General features: G+C 64.5%; 21 protein-coding genes, 1 tRNA gene and 1 pseudogene. 7 read left to right on the top strand and 16 right to left on the bottom strand.

The window, feature by feature from the left end:
* Positions 1-31: 31 nt before the first annotated feature.
* The 3 genes from DK389_RS04610 to DK389_RS04600 all read right to left on the bottom strand — a co-directional run bounded on the left by DK389_RS04610 (position 32) and on the right by DK389_RS04600 (position 1,894).
* On the bottom strand, positions 32-274 hold the full coding sequence (locus DK389_RS04610; protein WP_109887688.1) for a hypothetical protein: 243 nt from the start codon (positions 272-274) through the stop codon (positions 32-34).
* 654 nt (positions 275-928) lie between these two features.
* Complete coding sequence (locus DK389_RS04605) at positions 929-1,174, bottom strand: hypothetical protein (protein WP_109887686.1); 246 nt, start codon at positions 1,172-1,174, stop codon at positions 929-931.
* Positions 1,175-1,300: 126 nt separating this feature from the next.
* Positions 1,301-1,894 carry a phasin family protein gene (locus tag DK389_RS04600; RefSeq protein ID WP_109887684.1) on the bottom strand — a complete coding sequence of 198 codons (594 nt, stop codon included), beginning with the start codon at positions 1,892-1,894 and terminating at the stop codon, positions 1,301-1,303.
* A gap of 353 nt (positions 1,895-2,247) precedes the next feature.
* Between DK389_RS04600 and DK389_RS32015 the strand changes: the two genes are divergently transcribed.
* Together DK389_RS32015 and DK389_RS04595 are read left to right on the top strand one after the other, a co-directional pair.
* The gene (locus DK389_RS32015; protein WP_162560395.1) at positions 2,248-2,415 is read left to right on the top strand and encodes a hypothetical protein; all 168 of its coding nucleotides are present in this window, start codon (positions 2,248-2,250) and stop codon (positions 2,413-2,415) included.
* Positions 2,370-2,558: pseudogene (locus DK389_RS04595) on the top strand (integrase core domain-containing protein); the annotation flags it as partial. The gene DK389_RS32015 and the pseudogene DK389_RS04595, both read left to right, overlap by 46 nt.
* A 210-nt stretch (positions 2,559-2,768) precedes the next feature.
* Here the strand turns inward: DK389_RS04595 and DK389_RS04590 are convergent.
* From DK389_RS04590 to DK389_RS04575, 4 genes are all read right to left on the bottom strand, one after another.
* Entirely contained in the window at positions 2,769-2,972 is a 204-nt protein-coding gene (locus DK389_RS04590) for a hypothetical protein (RefSeq protein ID WP_109887682.1), read from the bottom strand.
* Between the two features lie 786 nt (positions 2,973-3,758).
* Positions 3,759-5,228 carry a PAS domain-containing protein gene (locus DK389_RS04585; RefSeq protein ID WP_109887680.1) on the bottom strand — a complete coding sequence of 490 codons (1,470 nt, stop codon included), beginning with the start codon at positions 5,226-5,228 and terminating at the stop codon, positions 3,759-3,761.
* A gap of 342 nt (positions 5,229-5,570) precedes the next feature.
* Positions 5,571-5,807: a DUF6894 family protein gene (locus DK389_RS04580; RefSeq protein WP_109887678.1), complete on the bottom strand. Its 237-nt coding sequence runs from the start codon at positions 5,805-5,807 to the stop codon at positions 5,571-5,573.
* Between the two features lie 482 nt (positions 5,808-6,289).
* Positions 6,290-6,481, bottom strand: a complete 192-nt coding sequence (locus DK389_RS04575) for a hypothetical protein (protein WP_109887677.1) — start codon at positions 6,479-6,481, stop codon at positions 6,290-6,292.
* A 165-nt stretch (positions 6,482-6,646) separates the two neighbouring features.
* Here DK389_RS04575 and DK389_RS04570 point away from each other — a divergent pair, with 165 nt between their 5' ends.
* Positions 6,647-6,805, top strand: coding sequence for a hypothetical protein (locus DK389_RS04570; protein WP_162560393.1), 159 nt, complete (start codon positions 6,647-6,649; stop codon positions 6,803-6,805).
* A gap of 156 nt (positions 6,806-6,961) precedes the next feature.
* Here the strand turns inward: DK389_RS04570 and DK389_RS04565 are convergent, their stop codons facing one another.
* On the bottom strand, positions 6,962-7,177 hold the full coding sequence (locus DK389_RS04565; RefSeq protein WP_109887673.1) for a hypothetical protein: 216 nt from the start codon (positions 7,175-7,177) through the stop codon (positions 6,962-6,964).
* Between the two features lie 37 nt (positions 7,178-7,214).
* Positions 7,215-7,478 carry a hypothetical protein gene (locus DK389_RS04560; RefSeq protein ID WP_109887671.1) on the bottom strand — a complete coding sequence of 88 codons (264 nt, stop codon included), beginning with the start codon at positions 7,476-7,478 and terminating at the stop codon, positions 7,215-7,217.
* Positions 7,479-7,815: 337 nt separating this feature from the next.
* Here DK389_RS04560 and DK389_RS04555 point away from each other — a divergent pair, with 337 nt between their 5' ends.
* The 4 genes from DK389_RS04555 to DK389_RS35485 all read left to right on the top strand — a co-directional run bounded on the left by DK389_RS04555 (position 7,816) and on the right by DK389_RS35485 (position 9,467).
* Complete coding sequence (locus DK389_RS04555) at positions 7,816-8,025, top strand: cold-shock protein (RefSeq protein WP_109887670.1); 210 nt, start codon at positions 7,816-7,818, stop codon at positions 8,023-8,025.
* A 103-nt stretch (positions 8,026-8,128) separates the two neighbouring features.
* A complete protein-coding gene (locus DK389_RS04550; RefSeq protein ID WP_236960613.1) occupies positions 8,129-8,491 on the top strand; it encodes a DUF6481 family protein in 363 nt (120 codons plus the stop codon).
* A 43-nt stretch (positions 8,492-8,534) separates the two neighbouring features.
* On the top strand, positions 8,535-8,735 hold the full coding sequence (locus tag DK389_RS04545) for a hypothetical protein (RefSeq protein WP_109887666.1): 201 nt from the start codon (positions 8,535-8,537) through the stop codon (positions 8,733-8,735).
* 405 nt (positions 8,736-9,140) lie between these two features.
* Complete coding sequence (locus DK389_RS35485; protein WP_109887664.1) at positions 9,141-9,467, top strand: DUF551 domain-containing protein; 327 nt, start codon at positions 9,141-9,143, stop codon at positions 9,465-9,467.
* A 451-nt stretch (positions 9,468-9,918) separates the two neighbouring features.
* On the opposite strand, the gene DK389_RS04530 is transcribed toward DK389_RS35485, so the two are convergent.
* The 7 genes from DK389_RS04530 to DK389_RS04490 all read right to left on the bottom strand — a co-directional run bounded on the left by DK389_RS04530 (position 9,919) and on the right by DK389_RS04490 (position 21,704).
* Positions 9,919-11,127 carry an IS256 family transposase gene (locus DK389_RS04530; RefSeq protein WP_109896011.1) on the bottom strand — a complete coding sequence of 403 codons (1,209 nt, stop codon included), beginning with the start codon at positions 11,125-11,127 and terminating at the stop codon, positions 9,919-9,921.
* Positions 11,128-12,188: 1,061 nt separating this feature from the next.
* Positions 12,189-12,743, bottom strand: coding sequence for a hypothetical protein (locus tag DK389_RS33880; RefSeq protein WP_236960612.1), 555 nt, complete (start codon positions 12,741-12,743; stop codon positions 12,189-12,191).
* Positions 12,744-12,897: 154 nt separating this feature from the next.
* Positions 12,898-12,987, bottom strand: a tRNA-Ser gene (locus DK389_RS04510).
* Positions 12,988-13,138: 151 nt separating this feature from the next.
* Positions 13,139-14,971 carry a molecular chaperone HtpG gene (gene htpG, locus DK389_RS04505; RefSeq protein WP_109887661.1) on the bottom strand — a complete coding sequence of 611 codons (1,833 nt, stop codon included), beginning with the start codon at positions 14,969-14,971 and terminating at the stop codon, positions 13,139-13,141.
* 79 nt (positions 14,972-15,050) lie between these two features.
* Positions 15,051-16,271, bottom strand: coding sequence for an acyl-CoA dehydrogenase (locus DK389_RS04500; RefSeq protein WP_109887659.1), 1,221 nt, complete (start codon positions 16,269-16,271; stop codon positions 15,051-15,053).
* A gap of 103 nt (positions 16,272-16,374) precedes the next feature.
* Positions 16,375-18,201 carry a glutamine--fructose-6-phosphate transaminase (isomerizing) gene (glmS, locus tag DK389_RS04495; protein ID WP_109887657.1) on the bottom strand — a complete coding sequence of 609 codons (1,827 nt, stop codon included), beginning with the start codon at positions 18,199-18,201 and terminating at the stop codon, positions 16,375-16,377.
* Between the two features lie 92 nt (positions 18,202-18,293).
* Positions 18,294-21,704, bottom strand: coding sequence for a DUF4214 domain-containing protein (locus DK389_RS04490; RefSeq protein ID WP_162560494.1), 3,411 nt, complete (start codon positions 21,702-21,704; stop codon positions 18,294-18,296).
* Positions 21,705-22,656 lie beyond the last annotated feature (952 nt).

Here is a 22,656-nt window from a genome sequence, read left to right as displayed (position 1 = left end):
TCGATTGGGCCAGAGATGGCTCCGAGACGCCTCAATCCCAATCGCGGCTGTTAAGTTCGCAGGTGCCGCCCATTTTCCTCGCGATGGAGGACATCGCCTCATCGAGCGAGACATGCAGCAGCTTGACGCCCCTGAGGCCGCCCGCCGGCTCTGGCTCGATCACGAAAGGGAAGGATCCCTGGGCTATCTGGATCGTGCCGAGATGGCGGCCGAGACGGTCGTCCAAGCTCCATTCGGTGCCAGACGATCCGGTCGGGTTGACGATGACGTCCATGTCCGCATCCTCACGATAGCACTGCTGGATATCCATGCGTCGCACTTAATGGTGACCGCGAGGACGAAGATTGCCTATCGCATTTCACGCTTCGCGGCGCCTGCGCTTCGGCGTCAGTTCTATTGCGTCTGTCGGGCCGCCGTTGATGACGCTGAGGTCCAAACGCATTGGCTGGTGGGGCCTTCCCCATCGAACACTTCCGGCGCTTCCGAGTGATGTGCTGGCCTCGGCGTTACGCCTGAGGAGGGCCCTCTTATCTCAAGGAGGTTAGCTCCGGAAATGCTCGCATGACGATCTGTGGTAAGTAACAGGTCGCTGCGACAACGTTTGATGCGGTGTTGCTGTAAACCAGCCCAGCGGTGGTAGGAGCGAAGGCCATCCGGTAAAGCCCAGAACTGTCACCTGCTCTACTGTTCCTGCGGAAATCGACGCACACGACAGTAACTAGCCGTCCGTTCGCCCCAGGCACGATAGTCAGGTTGCTAATACGGGCTGAACGCAGATCATGGGGGTTGGCCAGATTTCCGCGCATCCAATCGAGGATGGCCGCCTTTTCAACCGGTGTGACCGGCCGTGCTTGTGCGCTCGCGGCAGTCAGCAGCATGCTCGTGACGACAGCTACCATTACGGTCCCGAAAAGGCTCGCTACGCTCCTCATGCGGCGGTCAACCGCTTGGTGTTGGCCGCGACATGCTCGCGGTAGCGGGCGACCACCGTGTCGCAGGAGCCACCCATCATAAGCGTGCCGGACGCCTCGATGAGGGCGCTGACCTTCTCGCTCATCATCTGCTGGGCCTCGGTGCAGCCCTCAGGGCCGCCCCAGGCGAGCTTCACGAGCCGAAGCTCGACGACCTTCTGAGCTTCCAGGGCCAGCAGGGCGATAGCAAAGGGGTTGTACATGGCGTGCTCCGCGCCGCGAGGCGCCGGAGCCTGTGCGACTGAGGAAAAGAAAAGGGCGACCGCAGTGGCCGCCCCTCTGGCTCGTGGTGAACCTCGGTTCGTTGCCGGGTACAGGTGTTGTACGCTTCAGCGAGCAGGCGTCTGCGCGACGCTGGCGAAAGCCTTGCTGGCCTCCTCGACGGCGCGAGCCGAGGTCTCGGTGATGGAGCGGCTGTCCTGCACGATATGCTGCAGGCTCTCGCGAGTTAACTCGCTCTGGATCGCGGCGAACTCCTGGACCGACTTAGCCCGGGTCAACTTGTTCAGCCCCTCGAGGTTGCGCTGCCATTGGCTCTGAGCCAAGCCGAACCAGCTGCGTGAGGCATCCTGGAAGGCTTGGGTCAGGACCGTGCCGCAGCGCGTGACCGCTTCCATGTTCTGCTTCGACTGGCGGGCGAGCCGCTCGCTGTCCTCGCCGGTGAAGCCCAGCGACTTCGTGAAGCGCTCGGCGGCCTCACGCGCCTGCTGCGAGGCCGTCTCGACGCTCCGCTGCACGATCTGCTTCGTGTTCTCGGTGGCCTGCTCGCGCAGATCGACCATCTTGTTCACGCCGTTGCGCGCGGCGTCGGCGAACTGCTTGCCCTGCTCAGCGGCCTTGTCGAGGTTCGCCTTCGCAGTGTCGGCGGCCTTGGCGCTCTGCTCGGACTGCTTGCTCTGATTGGAATTCTGATTGAAGGCCATGGTGGCTTCCTTCCCAAAAAATTTGTGAATTTAAGGCGCTTACAGATGAGATAATAAGCACATTTATTTATGGAGACGAAGTGAGTTACTTCTTATATTGCAACGCACCTAAGTCGCATTGAAACGATTTTCTTTCAAGCGCCGTCGATGCATTTGGGCAAAATTTATTCTGTGACGAATTTCGTCAAGCGTCAGGTACTGGGCGCAACCTTCTGATTGCGCTGCACAATGTCGGGTTGCGTGAAAGAGCAGGGGCAAACAGACCCCGACGAGCCGGGTGCGCCGACTGACCTGACCGGCTGGCTTTGGACCGGGCTGTTAGCGAGGATCAGCCAGGACCGGAGGAGCTGGAGATGAGGCGAGGACAGAGGCCGAGTGCCGAGCAGGTGGAGCTGACGTTGCGCCAGATCGAGGTGCAGACAGCCCAGGGCAAGAGCATCGCCATTGCGTGCAAAGAGGCGGGCATCTGCGAGCAGAGCTGCGCGACGAGTGCCTACGCCAGGAGATCTTCTACTCGCTGAAAGAAGCGCAGGCTGTGATCGGGCTTTGGCAAACCAGCTACAACCGCGTCCGGCCGCACTCGTCCTTGGGCTGGCGGCCGCCCGCGCCCGTCAGCTTCCCGGATCTGGCCGTCCGCCTACCCATGGCCGCTACCATGCAGTAGCCTCGCAACTGGCTCGGTCCAAAATGCCGGTCAGTTCAGGACATAGATGCCATGAACGCACTTGCTCGGAAGTCCGGCTGCCCTCGCGCGGCTGCGCGTAGTGCTCTCGATTGCACCATTTAGGGCCGCCTCTCGCGCTCGCGCGCGGGCGTGCGCACCGGCTCCCACGTGTCTCTTCCTTACCGCTCGGAAGCATCAACTCCCGATCGCTCATCGGTCCATCAGGCTCAGCATGATTGCGCGGTGTGTGCGGGCAATCGTGAGTGTCCGCTCGATCTCGGCTAGCACTCGTCGCGCACAAACTTCCGTGTCGCTGCCTCTGGTAAGCCCGCTGATCAGGCGGATCTGATCCGCTCGGCGCTTCTCGCCCTCGGATACGTCTTCAGCAGCAGCGTCGAGAAGGCGCTCATCCATGGCTTACGAATTGTCGGGTCTTGAGCATGCATGTCCAAGCCGCGATCATCTCATTCAGATCCGCCTTGGCTGCTTGCCTTGCTTCTTCAAAGGTTGCGTAGGTGTCGATTGAACAGCGCTTCATCCCTCCGATCTGGCCGATTGAGTGGGTGAAGCGGCCAGGTGTTAGTCGGAACGGCCTGATGTCGAGAACGAAGGGATGTGGGTACGACGGCATAATCCTATCAGTTGCTGTTCTGCTGCATCACGAAACAGGCCCGCCTTACGGCGAGCCTGCTTGGCAACCGATCCAAGGAACAACGGGGCACCGAACGGGTTTCCCGCATTGCAGCATGGCGATGACGTCGCTGTGCCGCTGCCCCTCGGGGCGTTTCCTCCCTAGACTTGGCCGTCCTCAGGGGCGGCCCTCTTTCTAGGAGACGGTTGCTTTGTGCTAACTCAGTGCCGCTCGATAGGTTCTCGGAATTCGTTGCGCGGGCCGGTTTGGCACCCAATCCGTCTACTAGCGGAGGACTGGGAACCATGCGGGAGCTTCCCATACGGCGTGGCCACCGGCCGCGGCATCGCGTGAGGAGATGAGCGTGCTGGGCCGGCGCCTGCTGCCCTGTGGTCGGAGTGCATGATGATGCTCTGCTATGACTTGGGCGCCGGCAACGTGACAAACGGGCGCTCGGCCTTTGAGCCTGAACTGCGATTGGCGGCTGGTTAACCAATCGGGGCGAGGCTCAGCATGTGATCTTTCGCGCAAGCAATCGTTACCCGAAAGAGACCAGCCATCACATCAGTTCAGTCCCTCACGATTTCTGGCAGCGGCGCTTCGGCGGTGAAAACGACGCCACGGGGGCGATAGTCGATCTCTGCTGTGCCGCCGATCTCTTGCGCCAGAGCGCGTTCGATCATGCGGGTGCCGAAGCCTGTGCGGGTCGGTGGCGTCACGAGCAGGCCACCGATCTCCTGCCACTGAAACCACAAGCGCTCTGGGCTTGACCCATCCACGACATCCCAACTGATCAGCACCCGGCCCTGGTCGTTCAAGAGCGCCCCATACTTCACCGAGTTCGTCGCGAGTTCGTGGATCGCGAGAGCGAAGGCCAGAGCGACCCGGGGCGCTAAACGCAGGATCGGACCGCCGACTTTGAAGCGGCTCCCTTGCTCGACGCCAAAAGGATGAAGCGCCGCGATCACAACATCGGCTAGTGTAGCCCAATCACCCCCCTCGCGGGTCAGAACGTCGTTGGCAGCAGCCAAGGACTGAATGCGGGCATCGAGAGCATGTTGCGCCTCCTCCAGGGATGACGCCCCGCGCAGGGTCTGGCGGGCAATCGACTGTACCATCGCGAGCGTGTTCTTAACCCGGTGGCTCAGCTCTCTGGCGAGGAGATCTCGGTGGTCTTCAGCCCGCTTGCGGTCCGTGACGTCCTGGGAGACGCCGGCCATGCTCAACGGGGTGCCGTCTGCCCGGTAAGACGTTTGACCCCGGATCTGAACCCATCGGATCTCGCCCTTCGGCGTCACAATCCGGTACTCGATGTCGTAGTCAGCATGCTTGGCGATTGACGTAGCGACCGTGGCCTGCATCCGCTCTCGATCGTCAGGATGGATCGCCTCGGTCAACTGATCGTAAGTGAACGGGTCGGATGCCTTGCGGCCAAAATTCTCCTTGCAGCCATCCGACGCCATCAGTCGCATGACATCCAGATCGAGGCTCCAAGCACCGAGACGGCCAGCCTTGAGCGTAAACCGTAGGCGCTCCTCGCTCCGGCTTAAATCGAGAGACCGTCGTTCAGCCTCTGCCTCAAGGGCATCGCGATCCTTCTGCAACCGGACAAGCCGGTCCCGCTCCAGCGTCACGTCGAACTGAGAGGCAAAGAAGTAGGTCAGGGCGCCGTCGTCATCGAAGACCGGTGCGATGAGGAGCCGGTTCCAGAAAATCTCGCCATCCTTGCGGTGGTTGATCAGGTCGAGTTCGATCGGAACTCGCCGATCGATAGCGTCCCTGACCCGAGCCACGTCCTCGCGAGGGGTCTTCGGACCTTGGAGGAACCGACAATTCCGCCCAAGGATCTCGGCTCGGGTGTAGCCGGTGAGCTTCGTGAAGGCGTCGTTGACGAAGATGATCGGATTGTCGTGCTGCCGGGGATCCGTGATAATCATTGGTATACGGGTCGCCCGCACAGCGGCTGCGAATGGGTCAGTGCCGCCGGCAGAGCGGGTGATCTCCTCACCAATGCGCACGGCTTCAGATTGATTGGTCAACGATCTGATTTCCCCTTCCGCCGACAAACCTAGGCAGAGCGGGCCATTCGGCCAATGTGAACCTAAGTACGGAGAACGCCCCTCCCTACTCGCTGAAGCGCAGAAACCGCCCATGCTCTGCTTTAGTGGTGACGAACCGCGGCGGCTCCATAACGCTCACTACACGACCGCCCGTCCCGTAGCGCCTCAATCTCGGCCTGCAAATCTCCGGCGCTCTACGAAATCGGCGAAGGCGGTCGGATCCTGATCAGTCTCGTTCATGGGTCCGCCGGGAGATCGACCCCTATTCGCTTTCGCGATGCTGCTTGGGATCGCGCATTATGGAGCTGTAGGTGCGGCTTACTACTGCAACCGGAGGCCCGCGAAAGTGAGTGTCGCCGAGTAGATGGGGTGACCGCTCTCGTCCTTGACCATCACCGTGAACGTGCGCTGGTCACCATCCCTGGGGATCTCCTCGCGAGCGATGTCCGGCAGGAGCGACGTGGCCTTCGCATGCGCCTCGTCCGGGCCTGCAAGCTCGGTGCCGGTGTCGTCAAATTCGGGACCGCCATTGTGGATGCCGAAGAAGTAGCGCGGCACGTTGGCTCTCCGCATTGAACAGGCGGGAGCACACGGATCCCGCAGCCGCTGGCGCCCAAGATCATAGCCAGCGATGGTCCACTTCTGCACCGATCGGAGGGACGGCGCCACAACGTGGGTGAACGCTTCGCGTGATGTTGCGGCCGCCTACCGACAGAGCCCGCACTGCTAGACTGCGGTTAAGACGCCCTTCGCCATATGGGACCGGCCGCCCTCGCGCGTGGGCGTGCGTACTGATCCCACATGCGGTCCGTATGCCCTGCTCGTTGGCCTTCTGCGGCGTCAGGTTCCCGCGGGCGTCGAGGGCGAGACGTGGTGGAAGTGCTTGCGGTCGCCCGTGACGGCCTCGGCCAGCCCATCAATCGCGTCCACGATCCCGCTCGTGGTTTTGTACAGCATACTGCCCAAGCGCCCGCGAAAGCCCGCGATGGCCTTGGGGCACGTATGGGTGTCGCCCCGTATAGGGATGCCAAGCGTGAGGGCTAACGGTCGCCCGCTCCCGACAGCAGCTTCTCGATCTGCGCCATGCCATTCTCGTGGGCCTTTGCCTCGCTCGTCAGAGTGCGATCCGAGCGCTGAACGAGCTTGCCACTTTTGCGGATCGCCCACTGATAGGAGGCGCCCTCTGCCTTCGGCGGCAGGATCTCCAGCGTATAGGGATGCGTGTTGGTCATCGTGTCAGTCATGCCTAGCCGTGTGCCACAAGCGCGCGCCGACATTAAGGCCAACCGCTACCAGCGGATCGACGTTGGCGTTTGTCCTCGCCTTTTCAGCCGTCTCGCATCATAGATCTTCCACCCTCCGCGCAATCCCGTGCTTTGGGCGACGATGCGGAGATCATGATGGCGCATGCAACCAACAACGGTTCGGCTCAGTCGATTTCGGCCAACGACTTCAACGAGCGCGTGAAGCGTCTGCTGGAGAAGAAGCCTGCCGTAGAACCGGCACAAGCGAAGCAGGCGGCACGGCGCTTTTCGCGCAGCGGTCCGAGGACCTAGCGGCAGCCGTAGCCTATCACCATCGACGGCCCGTTTCCTGAGACGTGGCGGGCTGGCCCACTCGGCGGTGGCGTGAAACACCGAGAGCCGGCGGTCTCCTGAGGGATGGAGGCGCGGTCGGCGCTTTGCGGCCGCGCTCAGGGTTTGGCCTAACGCTTACGAATGTCGCGGGTCTGAGGCGAAGGTGGCAGTGCGGGCGCGGAGGGCCTCAAGTTCCTCCTCAATCTCCCGCAGCACCTGCTCAGCCTCGGTGGTGCCCTGATCGCAACGCCCCTCGTTCTGAATGAGCAGTACCTGTCTACCTCGGCGGGCCTCCAGCGCCGCAATGCGGGCCTCCAGAGCGTCGAACCTGTCCTCAGTCGATCCGGCCATAGCCAACTGCTGTCCGTTTAGCTTCCACGAACATCCTTTACGCGAGTTGTAGGGCGAGCTTTTCATCCTCCTGCGTGCGGGCCAGGACATCAACCACGTGCGCCGCACACCAGTCCCTGAAGGCACATTCGCGCGCTTCGTATGCCGCACTCAATGGCGAGCCCGGCGTGCCGCGGCCGGTGGGCTTGTCGCGATGAAAGTAGGGATTGCCGCCATACAAGGCGCGAACCTCGGCGGCCCACATCTCGTTCGCGATGGCGAAGCGGTTCTCGATGCGGGCTAGCTGGGCGGGATCAATCATGCCCGATGTCCTCTTCGGAGGTTGGACCGTGATGCGCGGTTCGCATTTGAGACCTGCAGCTCTAGGGCCAGTCAGAGAGACGCTTCAAGAGAAAGACAGCGCTTCATGTCAGAGGCAGGATAATATTTTATCTTTGTCGTCAAAAATACCTCGACCGGGTTGTAAATTTTTGCCTCACGGCGTACATGCCAAATATCGATTTTCGGCCAGATATCCGGCCGTGCCGCTCACTTGGGCGCGCGTTCTGCATTTCTCCCCTATTTCGACGACGAGCGACCGAGCGCGTGATTGCATGCGCTCGCCATGCCTTCTTGCCTACCAAGATACGGAAATACCTATGAGCATCGGCACTGTGAAGTGGTTCAACGGAACCAAGGGTTTTGGCTTCATCCAGCCTGAGGACGGCAGCAAGGACGTGTTCGTCCACATCTCGGCCGTCGAGCGAGCCGGCATGCAGACCCTCGATGAAGGCCAGAAGGTCTCCTACGAGATGGAGACGGACCGCCGCTCTGGGAAGCAGGCAGCCGGCAACCTGAAGGCCGCCTGAGCGTTAACCTTCCGCCTATCCAAAATTCGGAGCCGTTCCCCTGGAACGGCTTCATCTGTTTCTCGCCACCAGTGCGAAGTCATGGTGCGCATAAGGAATGTACGTGGGCCAATTCAAAGCCAACCAACTCGTTGATCGTCTTGAGGCTGCTGCAAAAGCGCGGCAGGCCACGGTAGCCCGGTTCCGGGCACGCCCCTCCGCCGATGACCCGATTGTTCTCGCGCGCCAGTCGGCACGGCGAGCTGTCATCCAAGCCCGTGAGGTTCGGGTGAACGAGCGGGGGATGGCTCGTCTTGCAGCCGAGGCTCAGCGCGAAGCCGAGGCGCTTGCTGCGCAGGAGCGCGAGGCGGCTGAGGCCGCCCGTCAGGCTGCCGAAAAGTTGGAGCGTCAGGCCGCGCTTGCTGCCGAGCAGAAGGCGGCACGCGACGCACGCTTTGCTGCCCGTAAGGCCAGAGCGCGGCGGTAGGCGGCCACGTTCCGCAGAGTGGCGAGATCAAGGAGAATTGCAGATGTCTCACAAGTTCAAGATCGGCCAGCAGGTGCGGCAGGCCCGGCAGCACGGCTCCGTTGATCGCGGGGGTGCTGTCAGCAGCATCTACGAGATCGTTCGGCTCATGCCGGAGGAGCGTTCGGGCGAGCCAGCGTACCGCGTGAAATCGGCCCTGGGCGAGCGTGCTGCGCTTGAAGGCGAACTCACCCTCGTCTCCTAAACGGGAGATCCCAGCTAGGGATATCAATGAGGAGCCTCCGGTGACGTCCGACCGGAGAGCTTTACGCCAGCCCTAGCGGGGATCCGGTGGTTCTTGGGCCGGAGGGCCACGACAGGACGTCCTGTCGTCCTGCATGTGCCGAATTAGCCGTCCGGTGGTCTACCCACCGAGATCGAGCTTAGCCCCTTCCTCGTCGTCGGAGGGGGCCCACAGCACCAAGAGCTTCTCCGCCTGATCGGTACGCTTGTCAGAAGGCGGATCCTTCACGGACGCACCCGTAGGACCGTCGCACTGGGCTCCCACGTGATGCTTGCTGCGCACCCATAGCAAGCGAATTGAGGGAGATCCGCCCGATATGAGCCCTTACAACAGCCGGTGATATGGTCCACGGTCGGGAGACAAGCCATGTCGGAATGGCAGCCAATCGAGACGGCCCCACTCGATGACACGTGGATCTTGCTCAGCGGCGGCACGGTAGATTGGGCCGAGTTCGCCTTCGGGATCACCTGTCCACCCGTCGTTGTAGCCTGTCGCAGGAGCGAGGAATGGATCGTCTCTCTGGCAGACAGCGGGTACATGCTGACGCGGTACAGGGAACCGACCCATTGGATGCCGCTGCCTGCCACACCCTTCTCAAATGATGCGCCGACGCCGATCAGTGAGGAGACGCTCACCGCGCCGGATCAATCGAGGCCATACATGAAGCCGCGCTACGTCCGTCGCGGGCATTAGAATTCAGGCGGCCGGGACGGGAACCGCTTCGCGCCGCCAGGCCGCAACCATCTCATCGAGGGCGGCCTTACCGGCCAGACGAGCCTCCTCGAAGGTAGTGTAGGCAATCAGCGACTGCCTCCTCGTCATCCCCCCGTGTTGCCAGACAGCCCACGAGTAGGTGCGACGAAGAGGCTTGTCCGCCACGACGGTTATCGTGAACGGGTGCGCGAGAGGCTTTTGCATATCGGCGCTATATCACGGAGCGACCCGGCTGCCAGTGCGATGCAGCGATATTGTGCACAGCGCTCAAAGCTGGGCGACAGGACAGTGGGAGCCATCACAGCAAGCCGCGCCCCGAATGATCCTTGAAGGCGTTGGCGCGGCGGCGAGGCCGACAACCTTCCAAACGAACGTGGGTTACGTCCGTCAATGAGGTGGACTTTCGGGGTGGAATTGGAGCCGCCATCGGTCAGGCAGCCTGTGGTGGAAGTGTCGTGACGCTCTCCTCGATCAACGCCGGAGCAAACCCGGCCATGCCCTCGATCTGCATATAGCGGTGCTGAAGCTGCCACTCGTCGTTGGCCTCCAGAAGCACCGCACCGATCAGGCGTTGGATCGAGTCCGTGTTGGGGAAGATGCCGACCACATCGGCGCGCCGCTTGATCTCCTTGTTGAGGCGTTCCAGCGGGTTCGTGCTGTGAAGCTTGGCCCGATGCTGGAGCGGGAAAGTCAGGTAGGCCAGCACGTCCTCGCACGTGGCCTCGATGAAGACCTTCAGCTTCGGCCAGCGGTTGTGCAGTTGCTCGCCCAGGTGCTGAAGGGCGGCCCGGGCGGCGTCCTGATCGGGCTGCTGGAAGGCGTGGCGCAGGCCGGCAGCCACCATGGTCTGCTGGGTCCGCGGCACGTAGGCCAGCGCGTTCCGGGTCCAGTGAACGCGGCAGCGTTGCCAGGTCGCCTTCAGCACCCGGCGGATGGCCGCCTTGAGCCCCTCGTGGGCATCCGAGATGACGAGCTGCACGCCCGAGAGCCCGCGCTTGACCAAGCTCCGCAGGAAGTCGGTCCAGAACACCTCGGCCTCACTGGGGCCGATGTGCAGGCCGACGATCTCGCGCCGGCCTTCGGTGTCCACCGCGACGGCGACTATGGCAGCGACAGAGACGATGCGACCGCCCTCGCGCACCTTCAGGTAGGTGGCATCGAGCCAGAGATAGGGCCACGCACCCGAGAGAGGGCGCGTCAGGAAGGCGTTCACGCGCTCGTCGATCTCCTTGCACAGCTTCGACACGGAGGACTTGGAGATGCCCGACAGGCCCATGGCCTGCACCAAGTCGTCCACGCGCCGGGTCGAGACGCCGGCGATCCACGCCTCCTGGATCACGGCGACCAGCGCCTTCTCGACCGTGCGGCGCGGCTCCAGGAAGCCGGGGAAATAGCTGCCGGTCCGCAGCTTGGGGATCTTCAGGTTGAGTGAGCCGAGCCGTGTGTCGAGGCTGCGCTCGCGATAGCCGTTGCGGTAGGTGCTGCGTTCGCCTGTGCGCTCGTAGCGGCCCGCGCCGATCAGGCCCTCCACGTCGGCCTCCATCAGGATCTGCAGGACCGTCTCGGCCAACGAGCGCAGGAAGTTGCCGTCGTCAGCCTTCTGCAGCGCCTCGATCAGTGCCACTCTGTCGTCGGTCATCGGGTGCTCCCGGCTCAGGTTGAAGTCCGCAAACTCCACCTTAGCCGCCGGCCCCGATGGCCACCCCAATCCCCACCGAAACGGTCCCGGAAATTACACCTCGTCCGTGGACGCTACCCGAACGTGAGCCCTGACTTCGCAACAGTCAGCGGAAGCTGCAGGTCTCCGCGTCCACTCTGACGCAGGCGAGGAACCATCATACTAACGCACCTGTTTTTATTGTGCGGTGCAACATTGCCGCTGAGGAGCGGATATGATTGGGCCTGCAGAGATCGAAGACATGATGTCGGAGTATGCCGACGCACAACCTACCTCGGACGAACCGACATCTTCAGAGCTTCAGAGTTGGCCGCCTAGCCACTGGTCGTGGGGCTCAGGGCCAACTGCGTCAGTCGCTGAAGGATCTCCATCCGTCCATGAACCTCGCCGGGGAGCCGTCGTGGTGGGGTGACCATCGCCGGCGAATGAGTAGGGCCTTCACAGAACCGCATTGCGCCTGTAGATGAGGTTGATCGGACCAGATCCATTCGGCCCGCTCTCATGCTCTTGATCGAGCGCCGAGCCCGGTTTCCCGTCTATTTCAAAGTTTGATCGCTGCCTTTCGCAGCGCGCCTGTCGCTTGCTTCTAGCCGCGACGCTTCTGCACATGCGCCGCCTTACGGCTTCTGCCGAAGCGGCTTTTGGATTTCACATGCACATCCCCACTGAACCGAAGCCTACGACGGTGCGGTCGCGCTCCTCGGCGTGTCTTAAGCCGGCCATCTCCAATCCTGTTTGGAGGCCACAGCCCTGCGGTCTGACCCGCGAAGAACTACGCAAGATCGTCCTAGAGCAGCTCGGCTGACCTACAGAAACCCGCTGCCCGAGTGGTCCTTGAAGGCATTCGCCCGGCGGATGTAACCGACGACGGTCCGCGGGTCGCGGTGTCCCGACTGATCCATGATCCGGGCGAGATCCGCGCCGCGCTCTGCCGCCGTCGTGATGTAACCAGCCCGCAGCCTGTATGCCCCGCCGGCCGAGGCATCGAAGCCGGTAGCGGTGCCTCGATGATAGTCAGTGCCTCAGGCATCGTTCTCGTCGGCCTGCTGTTCCTTTAGGGCGCGATGTTCGGCGAGCAGCCCCCGCATGGTTCTGTCCGCGTCTGAGCAGTCTGCCGGCTCCGGTCTGTCAGCGGTGCAACCCTCAATGGTTTCGTAGGTCTGCAGATCGACTGCGGCGCGGTCCTCGCGGCTGAGCCCGGCGAGTTCACCGAGCCCGAGTTCCTGCGCGACGTGAGCTGCGATCTCCTCCCGCTTGGCATTTATCGCCACCACCAGAGCTTCGCTGCTACTGCCCGCATCCGAGCGTCCGACCTGCTGGGCGAGCGCACGCCGCCAGCCGGGAGACGAGGGAACGCCCCGCATACGCATCCTATCCTCGACGCTCGCGAGCACGATCTGCCAGTGCTCCGGGGCGAGTTCGTGCAGAGGCTTGTCCAAACCGAAGTTGCGCGCTGCAGTTGCGGCTGCCTCGCGCCACTCGGTGGGCAACTCGCGCTTTTCCGGTAATGCCGGAAAGATGGATGTCCCAGCCATACCGACCCCTGAACAGAACGCTGCTAAGGCGTCGCTAGCCAAGCCCGCACTCCGACGCCACGACTGCTCGACGCCACAAGCTAGACAATCCACCGGCGTCCGCTGAGATCCACGCCCGATGTTGGGGTAAACGTTGGGGTTGGCGAGCGGAACTCGCGAAATTCCCCAACGAAATCAGCCGTTTGGCTGAGATAAGTGGCGGAGAGGGAGGGATTCGAACCCCCGATGCCCTTGCAGGCATGCCGCATTTCGAGTGCGGTGCATTCAACCGCTCTGCCACCTCTCCGCGAGGCGCCTCGACGAGACGGGCGGTGCCTAGCACACGTGCTCACGCTCCGACAAGCGGGTCGCGCAAGATCGTCGGCGCATCCGCCCTGATCGGGTGGCGTCCGATCCGCCGGGTCCCGCGAGCGGGCGCGGGACCCGACGCATCTCGGTCAGGCCGGCTTTCCGGCGGCGAGCGCCGCGGCGACGGTGCGGGCGAAGGCGACCGGGTCGCGCGGCGAGTCGCCGTCCTGGATGCGGGCGAGATCGAGCAGGGTGCCCGCCGCCGATGCCACGTCGCCCTCGGGCCCCTCGGCGAGCGAGCGGATCAGCGGGTGACGCGGGTTGATCTCGAGGATCGCCAAGCCCGAGGACGCCCGGCCGGCCCGGCGCAGCAGCCGCTGCATCTGGAGGTCGGGGCCGCTGCCGGAGGCGGAGAGCACCACCGCGCTGTCGACGAGCCGGTCGGTGGCGCGTACGTCGGACACCTCGCCAGACAAGGCGGCCTTCAGCGCCGCCACCAGCGTCTCGATGCCGGCCGGGGCCTCGCCGCCCGCCTCGTCGCCCGCGAATTTGGAGAGGTCGACACCGCCCTGGGTGACCGAGCGCAGCGGCTTGTCCTCGAAGCGCGCCAGCGCCTCCGGCCAGAACGCGTCGACGTGGTCGGAGAGCAGCAGCACCTCGATGCCGCGGGCGCGGAAACCCTCGAGCTGCGGGGATTTTGCCAGCGCGTCCGCATCGTCCGCGACGAGGTAGTAGATCGCCTCCTGCCCGTCCTTCATGCGGGACACGTAGTCGGGCAGCGAGGTCCAGCCCTCGACGGCCGACGAGCGGAAGCGCAGCAGCGGTGCGATCTCGGCGCGGCGCTCGTGATCCTCGTAGATGCCTTCCTTCAGGATCGGGCCGAAATTCTCCCAGAAGGTCGCGTAGGACTCGCCCTCCTTGGCCCGGCTCGCGAGTTCGGACAGGACGCGCCCCGTCACCGCGCGCCGGATCTTGGCCAGCGCCGGGGTTGCCTGGAGCATCTCGCGGGAGACGTTGAGCGGCAGATCCTCGGTGTCGACCACGCCCTGCACGAAGCGCAGCCAGGACGGCAGCAGCCCGGCCTCGTCCGTGATGAACATGCGCCGCACATGCAGGCGCACCTTGCTCTCGCGCTCGTTGTCGAGGGCCTGGAACGGCTTCATGCCGGGCACGAACAGCAGCGCCGAGAATTCGAGCGCTCCTTCGGCCCGCCAGTGCAGGGTGGCCCAGGGCTTGTCGAAGTTCATGCCGACCTGGCGGTAGAACTCCGTGTACTGCTCCTCCGAGATCTCCGACTTCGCCTTGCGCCAGAGCGCCGTGCCCTGGTTGGCCGATTCCTCGCGGCCCTCCTGCACGATCGCGATCGGGACCGTGATGAAGTCCGCCCATTTGCGCACGACGTGGTCGAGCCGGTAGGGCTCCAGGTACTCGTCGGCGTCCTCTTTGAGGTGGAGCACGATGTCGGTGCCCGGCTCCGCGCGCTCGGCCCGTTCCAGCGTGTAGCTGCCGCCGCCGTCCGAGGCCCAGGTCCAGGCCTCGTCGGAGCCGGCCCGGCGCGAGGTCACCGTCACCCGGTCCGCCACCATGAAGGCCGAGTAGAAGCCGACGCCGAACTGGCCGATCAGGCTCGGGCGCTCGTCGGGCTTCGCCTCGGCCAGCGTCTGGCTGAAGGCGCGAGTCCCGGAGCGCGCGATCGTGCCGAGATTCTGCCCGAGATCCTCCTTCGACATGCCGATGCCGGCATCCGACAGCGTGAGCGTGCGCGCCGCCTTGTCGGGGACGATGCGGACCTTGGCATCGGGCGGCAGGGCGAGGCCCGAGGCGGTCAGCGCCTCGAAGCGGCGCCGATCCATCGCGTCCGCCGCGTTCGCGACGAGCTCGCGCAGGAAGATCTCCCGATCGGAATAGAGGGCGTGGACGACGAGGTCCAACAGGCGCCCGACCTCGGCACCGAACTCGTGCCGCTCCACCGTCTCGCTCAAGATGTCGCCTCCGCTCCGCGAAAAATCGCTGGCGATATGCCGTTCCGCGTCGGCGAATTCAATGCCGGCGCGCGAGCGGTCAGAAGGCGGAGAGTCCCGTCTGGGCCCGGCCGAGGATCAGCGCGTGGACATCGTGCGTCCCCTCGTAGGTGTTGACCGTCTCGAGGTTCTGGGCGTGGCGCATCACGTGATACGCGCCCATGATGCCGTTGCCGCCGTGCATGTCCCGGGCGGAGCGGGCGATGTCGAGCGCCTTGCCGCAATTGTTGCGCTTGATCAGGCTGATCATCTCCGGCGCCACGCGGCCTTCGTCGAACAGGCGCCCCACCCGCAGGGCGGCCTGAAGTCCGAGTGCGATCTCCGTCTGCATGTCCGCGAGCTTCTTCTGCACGAGTTGCGTCTGTGCGAGCGGCCGGCCGAACTGGCGGCGCTCCAGCGTGTAGGTGCGCGCCCGGTGCCAGCAATCCTCGGCTGCCCCCATCGCGCCCCAGGAGATGCCGTAGCGCGCCCGGTTCAGGCATCCGAACGGGCCCTTGAGGCCCGTGACGTTGGGCAGGAGCGCGCCGTCGGGCACCGCGACGTCCTCCATCACGATCTCGCCGGTGATCGAAGCCCGCAGGGAGAGCTTTCCCGCGATCGTCGGGGCGGAGAGGCCCGCCATGCCCTTCTCCAGCACGAACCCGCGGATCGCGCCGCCGTGGGCGTCCGATTTCGCCCAGACCACGAACACGTCCGCGAAGGGCGCGTTGGAGATCCAGGTCTTGGTGCCGGTCAGCCGGTAGCCGCCGTCAACGCGGGTCGCACGCGTGCGCATGCCGGCGGGGTCGGAGCCCGCATCGGGCTCAGTGAGGCCGAAGCAACCGACCCATTCGCCGCTGGCGAGCTTCGGCAGGAAGCGTCGGCGCTGAGTCTCGTCGCCGTAGGCGAAGATCGGGTACATCACCAGCGAGGATTGGACGCTCATCATCGAGCGGTAGCCGGAATCGACCCGCTCGATCTCCCGCGCCACCAGACCGTAGGCGACGGCACTCGCATCCGCGCAGCCGTATTCCTCGGGCAGGGTCACGCCGAGGAGGCCGACCGCGCCCATCCGGGCGAACAGCGAGCGGTCGGTCCGCTCCTCCGCGTAGGCGTCGACGATGCCCGGCAGGAGCTCGTCCTGCGCGAAGGCGCGCGCCGTGTCGCGGATCGCGCGCTCGTCCGCACTGAGCTGATCGTCCAGGAGAAACGGATCCTCCCAGGCGAAGGCGGTGGCCGGGGTGGTGTGGTGCCCGAGGCGTCTCGCGGTCTCGCTCGTCATCTCGCGTCGTCCCATCCGCGGACGCCGCCCGCTTCCAGCGGACGGCGAACCGTTTTGTGGAACGATCTAGCCCGGACGGCGCGCGCCGCCAGGGGCCTTCCCCTCACTCCACCGTGACGGACTTGGCGAGGTTCCGCGGCTGGTCGACGTCTTTGCCCATGCTGACGGCCACGTGGTAGGCGATCAATTGCATGGGGACCGCGTAGACGATCGGGGCGACCACGGGGTCGAGGTCGGGCATGGTCAGGGTCGCCAGCGTGTCGAGGCCCGCCTCCGCCGCCCCCTTGGCATCGCCCACCAGGATGATCCGGCCGCCCCGCGCCGCCACCTCCTGCATGTTCGAGACCGTCTTCTCGAAGATCGCATCGTGCGGCGCGATCACGATCACCGGAACGCTCTCGTCGATCAGCGCGATCGGCCCGTGCTTCAGCTCCCCCGCCGCGTAGCCCTCCGCGTGGATGTAGCTGATCTCCTTCAGCTTCAGCGCCCCCTCCAGCGCCATCGGGTAGGCCGTGCCCCGGCCCAGATACAGAACGTCCCGCGCCTTCGCGATCTCGCGGGCCAGCCCCTCGATCTCGCCCTCCTGCTTGACGGCCTCCGCCATCAGCCCCGGCACCGTGATCAGCGCGTCGACCAGGCGCCGCTCGTCGGCCGCCGTGAGCACGCCCCGCTCCCGGCCCGCATGCAGAGCCAGGCACAGCAGCACGGTCAGCTGGCAGGAGAACGCCTTGGTCGAGGCCACCCCGATCTCGGGACCCGCCAGCGTCGGCAGCACGGCCGACGCCTCCCGCGCGATCGTCGAGGTCGGCACGTTGACCACCCCCAGCGTGTGCTGGCCCTGTCCCTTGGCGTAGCGCAGCGAGGCCAGCGTGTCGGCGGTCTCGCCCGATTGCGAGATCACCAGGGTCAGCCCGCCCGCCTCCAGCGGCGCCTCGCGGTAGCGGGCCTCCGAGGCCACGTCGATCTCCACCGGCAGCCGGGCGATCCGCTCGAACCAGTACTTGGCCACCAGCCCCGCGTAGTAGGCGGTGCCGCAGGCGGTGATCGAGATCCGCGTCAGGTCCGCGAACGAGAAGGGCAGCGGCTCGGGCAGCGCCACCCGGCCCTCGGCGAGGTTGACGTAGTGGGCGAGCGTGCGGCCCACCACCTCGGGCTGCTCGTGGATCTCTTTCGCCATGAAGTGGCGATGGTTGCCCTTGTCGATGCGGTAGGCCTGGGCGGCGATCTTCTGGCGCGGGCGCTCGACCGGCCGGCCGGCGACGTCGCGGATCTCGGCGCCCTCGCGGGTGAGGATCGCCCAGTCGCCCTCCTCGAGATAGGTGATCTCGTCGGTGAAGGGGGCGAGTGCCAGCGCGTCCGAGCCGAGATAGGTCTCGCCCTCGCCGTAGCCGATGGCCAGCGGCGCGCCGTGGCGGGCGCCGATCAGGAGGTCGTCGCGGCCGGCAAACAGGAAGCCGAGGGCGAAGGCGCCGCGGAGTTTCGGCAGGGTGGCGGCGACCGCCTCGACGGGGCCGAGGCCCTGGGCCATGGCGTGGCTGACGGCCTGGGCGACGACCTCGGTGTCGGTCTCGGTCTCGAAGGCGATGCCGTGGGCCTGGAGCTCGCGCTTCAGCTCGCGGAAGTTCTCGATGATGCCGTTGTGGACGACGGCGAGGCGGTCGGTGGCGTGGGGGTGGGCGTTGATCTCGTTGGGCTTGCCGTGGGTGGCCCAGCGGGTGTGTCCGATGCCGATGGCGCCGGCGAGCGGGGCCTGGATCAGCTTGAGCTGGAGGTTGGCGAGCTTGCCCTCGGCGCGGCGGCGCTCGAGGCGGCCGTGTTCGAGGGTTGCGATGCCGGCGGAATCGTAGCCGCGGTATTCGAGGCGGCGCAGCGCCTCGATCACCTGGCCTGCCACCGCGTCGCGCCCTGCGATGCCTACGATGCCGCACATGTCTCCAGACTCCTCAAGATACGGAACGCGAGGTTGGTGGAACCGGGCGGCGCGGCGCCGCCCGGTGCGTCGAGTGGATGGGCCGAGGCCTCTCAGACGAGGTGCCAGCCGGTCTCGATGAAGGACAGGAGGTGCTGGTGCGCCTCGTCGCTCTGCGTGATCCCGACCGCGACCGACGCCCGGCTGCCGCCCTGCGCCAGGATGCCCGCCCAGTAATCGTGACCGCCGGTATCGGCCTGCCGACCGAGGGCGTTCTGGTAGAGCGTGTCCACGAAGGCCGCGTCGGTGAGGCTCGCGTACTTCACCTGATGCTCAGTCGAGCCGATGAAGCTCTGCGCCGCGTCCGCGTCGCTCAGGCCGCCCTTGAGGGCTCCGGACCAGTACTGAAGCCCGCCGGCGTCGGGGGCCCGGTTGAGGAGGCCGTAATAGAGCCGGGCCGCCTCGCCCGCATCCGCGTCCGCCGTGAAGATGCCGGCGCTGTACGCCGATTGCAGGCCGGCCAGGTTCTCGGCCGAGAAGGCGAAGCTGACGATGGCGTCGGCCCGCGACAAGCCCTGGTCGAGGGAGCTCGTCCAGTACTGGACGCCGCCGGTATCGCCCGCGCGGTCGAGCGCCGTCTGGTAGAGCGCCTGGACGAAGGACAGGTTGTCGCCCGAGCCGAGATGCGACTGGCCCTCGGACGAGTCGAGGAAGGCCTGAGCGATGTCGTGCAGCGACAGGCCGGCGCTGTGCACGCCGGTCCAGTACTGCTGGCCGCCGACGTCGGAGGGCCGGTGCAGGACGGCGTCGTAGAGGGCGTAGACCTCACCCGCGGCGCTGTGCGGGTCGTTGCTGACTTCGCCGAAGAAGGGTCGATTCTGCGGCTGCGCAGTCGGAACCAACTCGACGGACACATCATGGGTCGCGAGGCCTGTCAGGCCCAGCACCAAATGAGCCCCGGTCGCATCCTGCGTCTGACCGATGACTGTGGCCCCGGTAACCTTCACGGTAAAACCGTTCAGATCCGCCAGATCGAGGGACACTTGCCCGTCGCCGGTCACTTGGAACGAGAGGTCTCGCCCGTTCCCGGACAGCGAGATGAGATCCGCGCGCATCGGCAGCGCAGTGATGTGCGTCACCTGGCTCGCGCTGGTCCCAAGCTGGATGTTGTAGGTCGCTCCGCTCAGCGATGCGGGAAGGAACACGCTGTCGTCGTCGTAGGCGTACCAAGCCTGCCCACCATTCGACACGCTGGCGATGTGGTAGCCAGCCTGCAGATCCAGAGCGAAATTCCCGAGATTGCCGCCGGTGACGCTCGCCGTGAGCGTATTGGTGCCGCTGTCGAAGCGGTAATCGAAGGTTGCCTTCTCGGAGGCAGTGATGCGCTGAGCCAAATCAGCGAGCGTGACGAACTCGCTCCCTCTCTGCGAGGCGTAGCTGATGAAGCTCGTGTACATATCTGTTGTGTAGGGCGACTGAGCAGTACCGTTGGTCGGCCACGCTGCTGCCCCATAATCGTGCCAAGTCCAGACGGCGACCGGCAGATCCGAGTGGGAGCTGAGGGCGTCGAATTCCTTCTGCCACTCCGCGGCCGCCTGGGCCGCGGTCATTCCGCCGCCGAACTGGGGCAGTGCCTCGACGAGACTGAAATCCGCCTTCATGTTCGGGGCGATGAAGACCTTCTGCGTGTCCGAGGCCGAGGGCGTCAGATACCCGAAGGCGCCCGGGTAGTTGGCGCCCACCCCCGTGTAGCGGCCGGTGATGTACGCGTAGGAGGGGGCCGCCTTGTAGATGCTCTCGTCCGTCGCCAGCGTCTCGGGCGCCCCGGGGAGGGCCGTCCCGACCACCTGATAGCCGGGAAGGTACTTCTCGAGCAGCGTCTTCGAGGCGCCGAACTGATAGGCGAGCTGAGCGGCGGTGAGAGGATTCGTATCCTCCGGGTGGGTCATCGTGTGGCTGCCGATCTCGCCCCCGAGCGCGATCAGCTGCTGATAGAAGGATGCCGAATGCTGCAGTGAGGCCGACGTCCACAAGGACGGGTCGCTGCCACTCGTGTTGCTCGCATAGGTGCCGTTCTGCCCATCGCCGATATCGACGTAGTACGAGCCCGCGAAATTGTAGGACTGCTTCCACTGCTGCACGATCGACAGGAATTTCTCGTTGATGCCGGCTCCGCCTCCGGGGGCGACGTCTTCCGGATACATCGCCTGGTCCATGTCGACGCGCGTGGCCACGATGGACGCGAATCGACTCATCTGCAGGCTCAACTCGGGCCCGGCCAGCTTCTGGCTCTGGATCGTGTAGTCCAGCGCGTGGCCGAGCATGTTGCTGTCGGCTAGCATGCCTTCGGTGGAGAAGAACACGTTCTTCCCGCCCGTCTGCGTGGCCAGGATGGCGTTGTGCGTACCCGGCTGCGTACCGCCCGTCGTCGTCTGCGTCGCGACGACCTGGGCCGAGGGGTCCGTCCCTGTATAAACCGCCACGCCCACGTTGGAGGTCGCGTTGGCCGTGTAGGTGTGGATCGGGTTGTTCGGGTCGGCCGCGTATCCGATCACGGAGGCGGCGTTGTCCCCCGAGGCGTGGATGGCGTCGCTGGTCACGCTGTCGAAGTGGTCCGGCTGCACGCCGAGCAGGGACTTCATCCGGGCATAGGCATCGACTGACAGCGCGGTGCCGTTCTCGTCGTTCGTCATGAAGTTGCCGGCAGCGATCAGGCTGATGCCGTACTTGTACACGGCGTCCGTGAGGGTGTTCTGGATCGCGCTCAGATCGCCTTGCTTGACATTGGCGAAGGACGGAAAAATCAGGGTGTCGTACTGCTTGAGGGTGTCGATGTTCTTCAGGTCGGCTTCCGAGAGCACGTCATAGGGGATGCCTGCCATCGTGGCTTGGTTCTGCGCCGCCATGAACAGGTCGGAATAAGCCGTTGAGTTGAAGTACCGCGCCGCGCTCGTCTCCGAATAGACGATGCCGACCTTCAGTTGATGGTCATCGACATGCGCGGCGGGCGCCTTGATCGTGAACGGCGCACCGAAATTGCTCGGTGCGAACACGCGGTCGTTGATGTCGAGCGCCATGTCGACGCCCGGTATGGCGCCCGACGCGAAACTCTGGGACAGGACGCTCTGGGGAATCGACAACTCGATGGTCTGGTTGTCCGGCGAGAACTTGTACTGAAGCCCGGCGGACGCCGCCGTGATGCCGCCTGCGGCATCGAGTGAGTAGAGCGTCGGGATACCGGTGGCACCGAACTCGATCTTGTACTCGGCACCCACCGGCGAACCGGCGAATACCTGATATCCGGTGCTCGCATTGCGATCGGTGTTCAGCCAGATCGTCGTATTCGGACCGATCGACGTTTCAGCGGCACCGGCTGCGTTGTCCAGCTTCAGAGCGAGGAAGTAGGTGCTCGTGCTCGACTCGAATTTTCCATACACGCTGTATCCATTGACTGGAAACGCGGTGGGAAGCAGGTCGGCTGCTGTCCAGTCTTGCAGGCTTCCATCGAGAGTAATCGTCGACACGGCACATTCTCCTGTAACTTGTTCGCGATTGATTTCACGTGGCGGCTGAGCACGACATCGCTGGCGACGAGGCAGCGAGGCTCGACCAAGGGCGCATCAGACGACTGAATTGCGTGCTTCTGGTCGAAAGAGCCGAACGTGTTGTTTGGTATTTCGGCAGTTCTATTTCGATTGCTCTTGAGCAGTGCAGAGAATCGACGTGTTCTGCGGCCGTCCGCACGGACCTCCGATGAGAATGTGCCGATCGATTCGGAGGCGGGCGGGGAGGGGTGAATTCTCGAATCACCCGGGTCGCGGGAGGCTCTGCCTCGGCGGCCTCATCCACGCGTCCGAGGCGGCGCGAAACGGGCGAGGAAGAGCCTGGGTCAGCTGTTCGGAGTATCGTCCTCGGTGCCCTCAGGGGCGCGGCATGAATCGGGCTCTCCAGGACTCTGAAGAGCAGGTCATTCGACGCCCCGGCGCGTGACCGCCGAAGTTGATCCCCCTCGATGCGCGCTTGAAACCCGCTGTCGTTCAGATGAGGCATCTCGACTTCCATTCAGACGACGCAGATTGGGCGTGCCCGCCATCAATCCGCGACGCACAAACGTTCGCGCACGCTCGGATGTGAGCGCGTTCGAATGCATGCTTGAGGACTTTCACGTCCTCACGGAGGAACAACCGCCTATTGCAATGTCAAACGACGTTATGTTTGCAACATATTGCTTGCATCGAAGGCGATATGTTTCCGCGCTCTAAATGGAGTTCAAATCGAAGGAAACTGCAATGTAGCTCTTTGGTAGTATTATGTACTAACCACTATGAGCCCTGGCCTTGTCATCGGTGGGGGTCCTATCGAGAAACGCCGATGGTGACGCTACCTTGTGTTCGTCACGAAGCTCGGTCGATCCAGTCTGCATTGGGTCGGCCGGCCGCGGGACTTTCGCAGGGAAGGCATCCGGGACGTGAGATC

The organism is Methylobacterium durans (genome assembly GCF_003173715.1).
Taxonomy (GTDB): Bacteria; Pseudomonadota; Alphaproteobacteria; order Rhizobiales; family Beijerinckiaceae; genus Methylobacterium; species Methylobacterium durans.
Note: the sequence above shows the minus strand (reverse complement) of the source record. Positions and strands in the feature narration are given on the sequence as shown.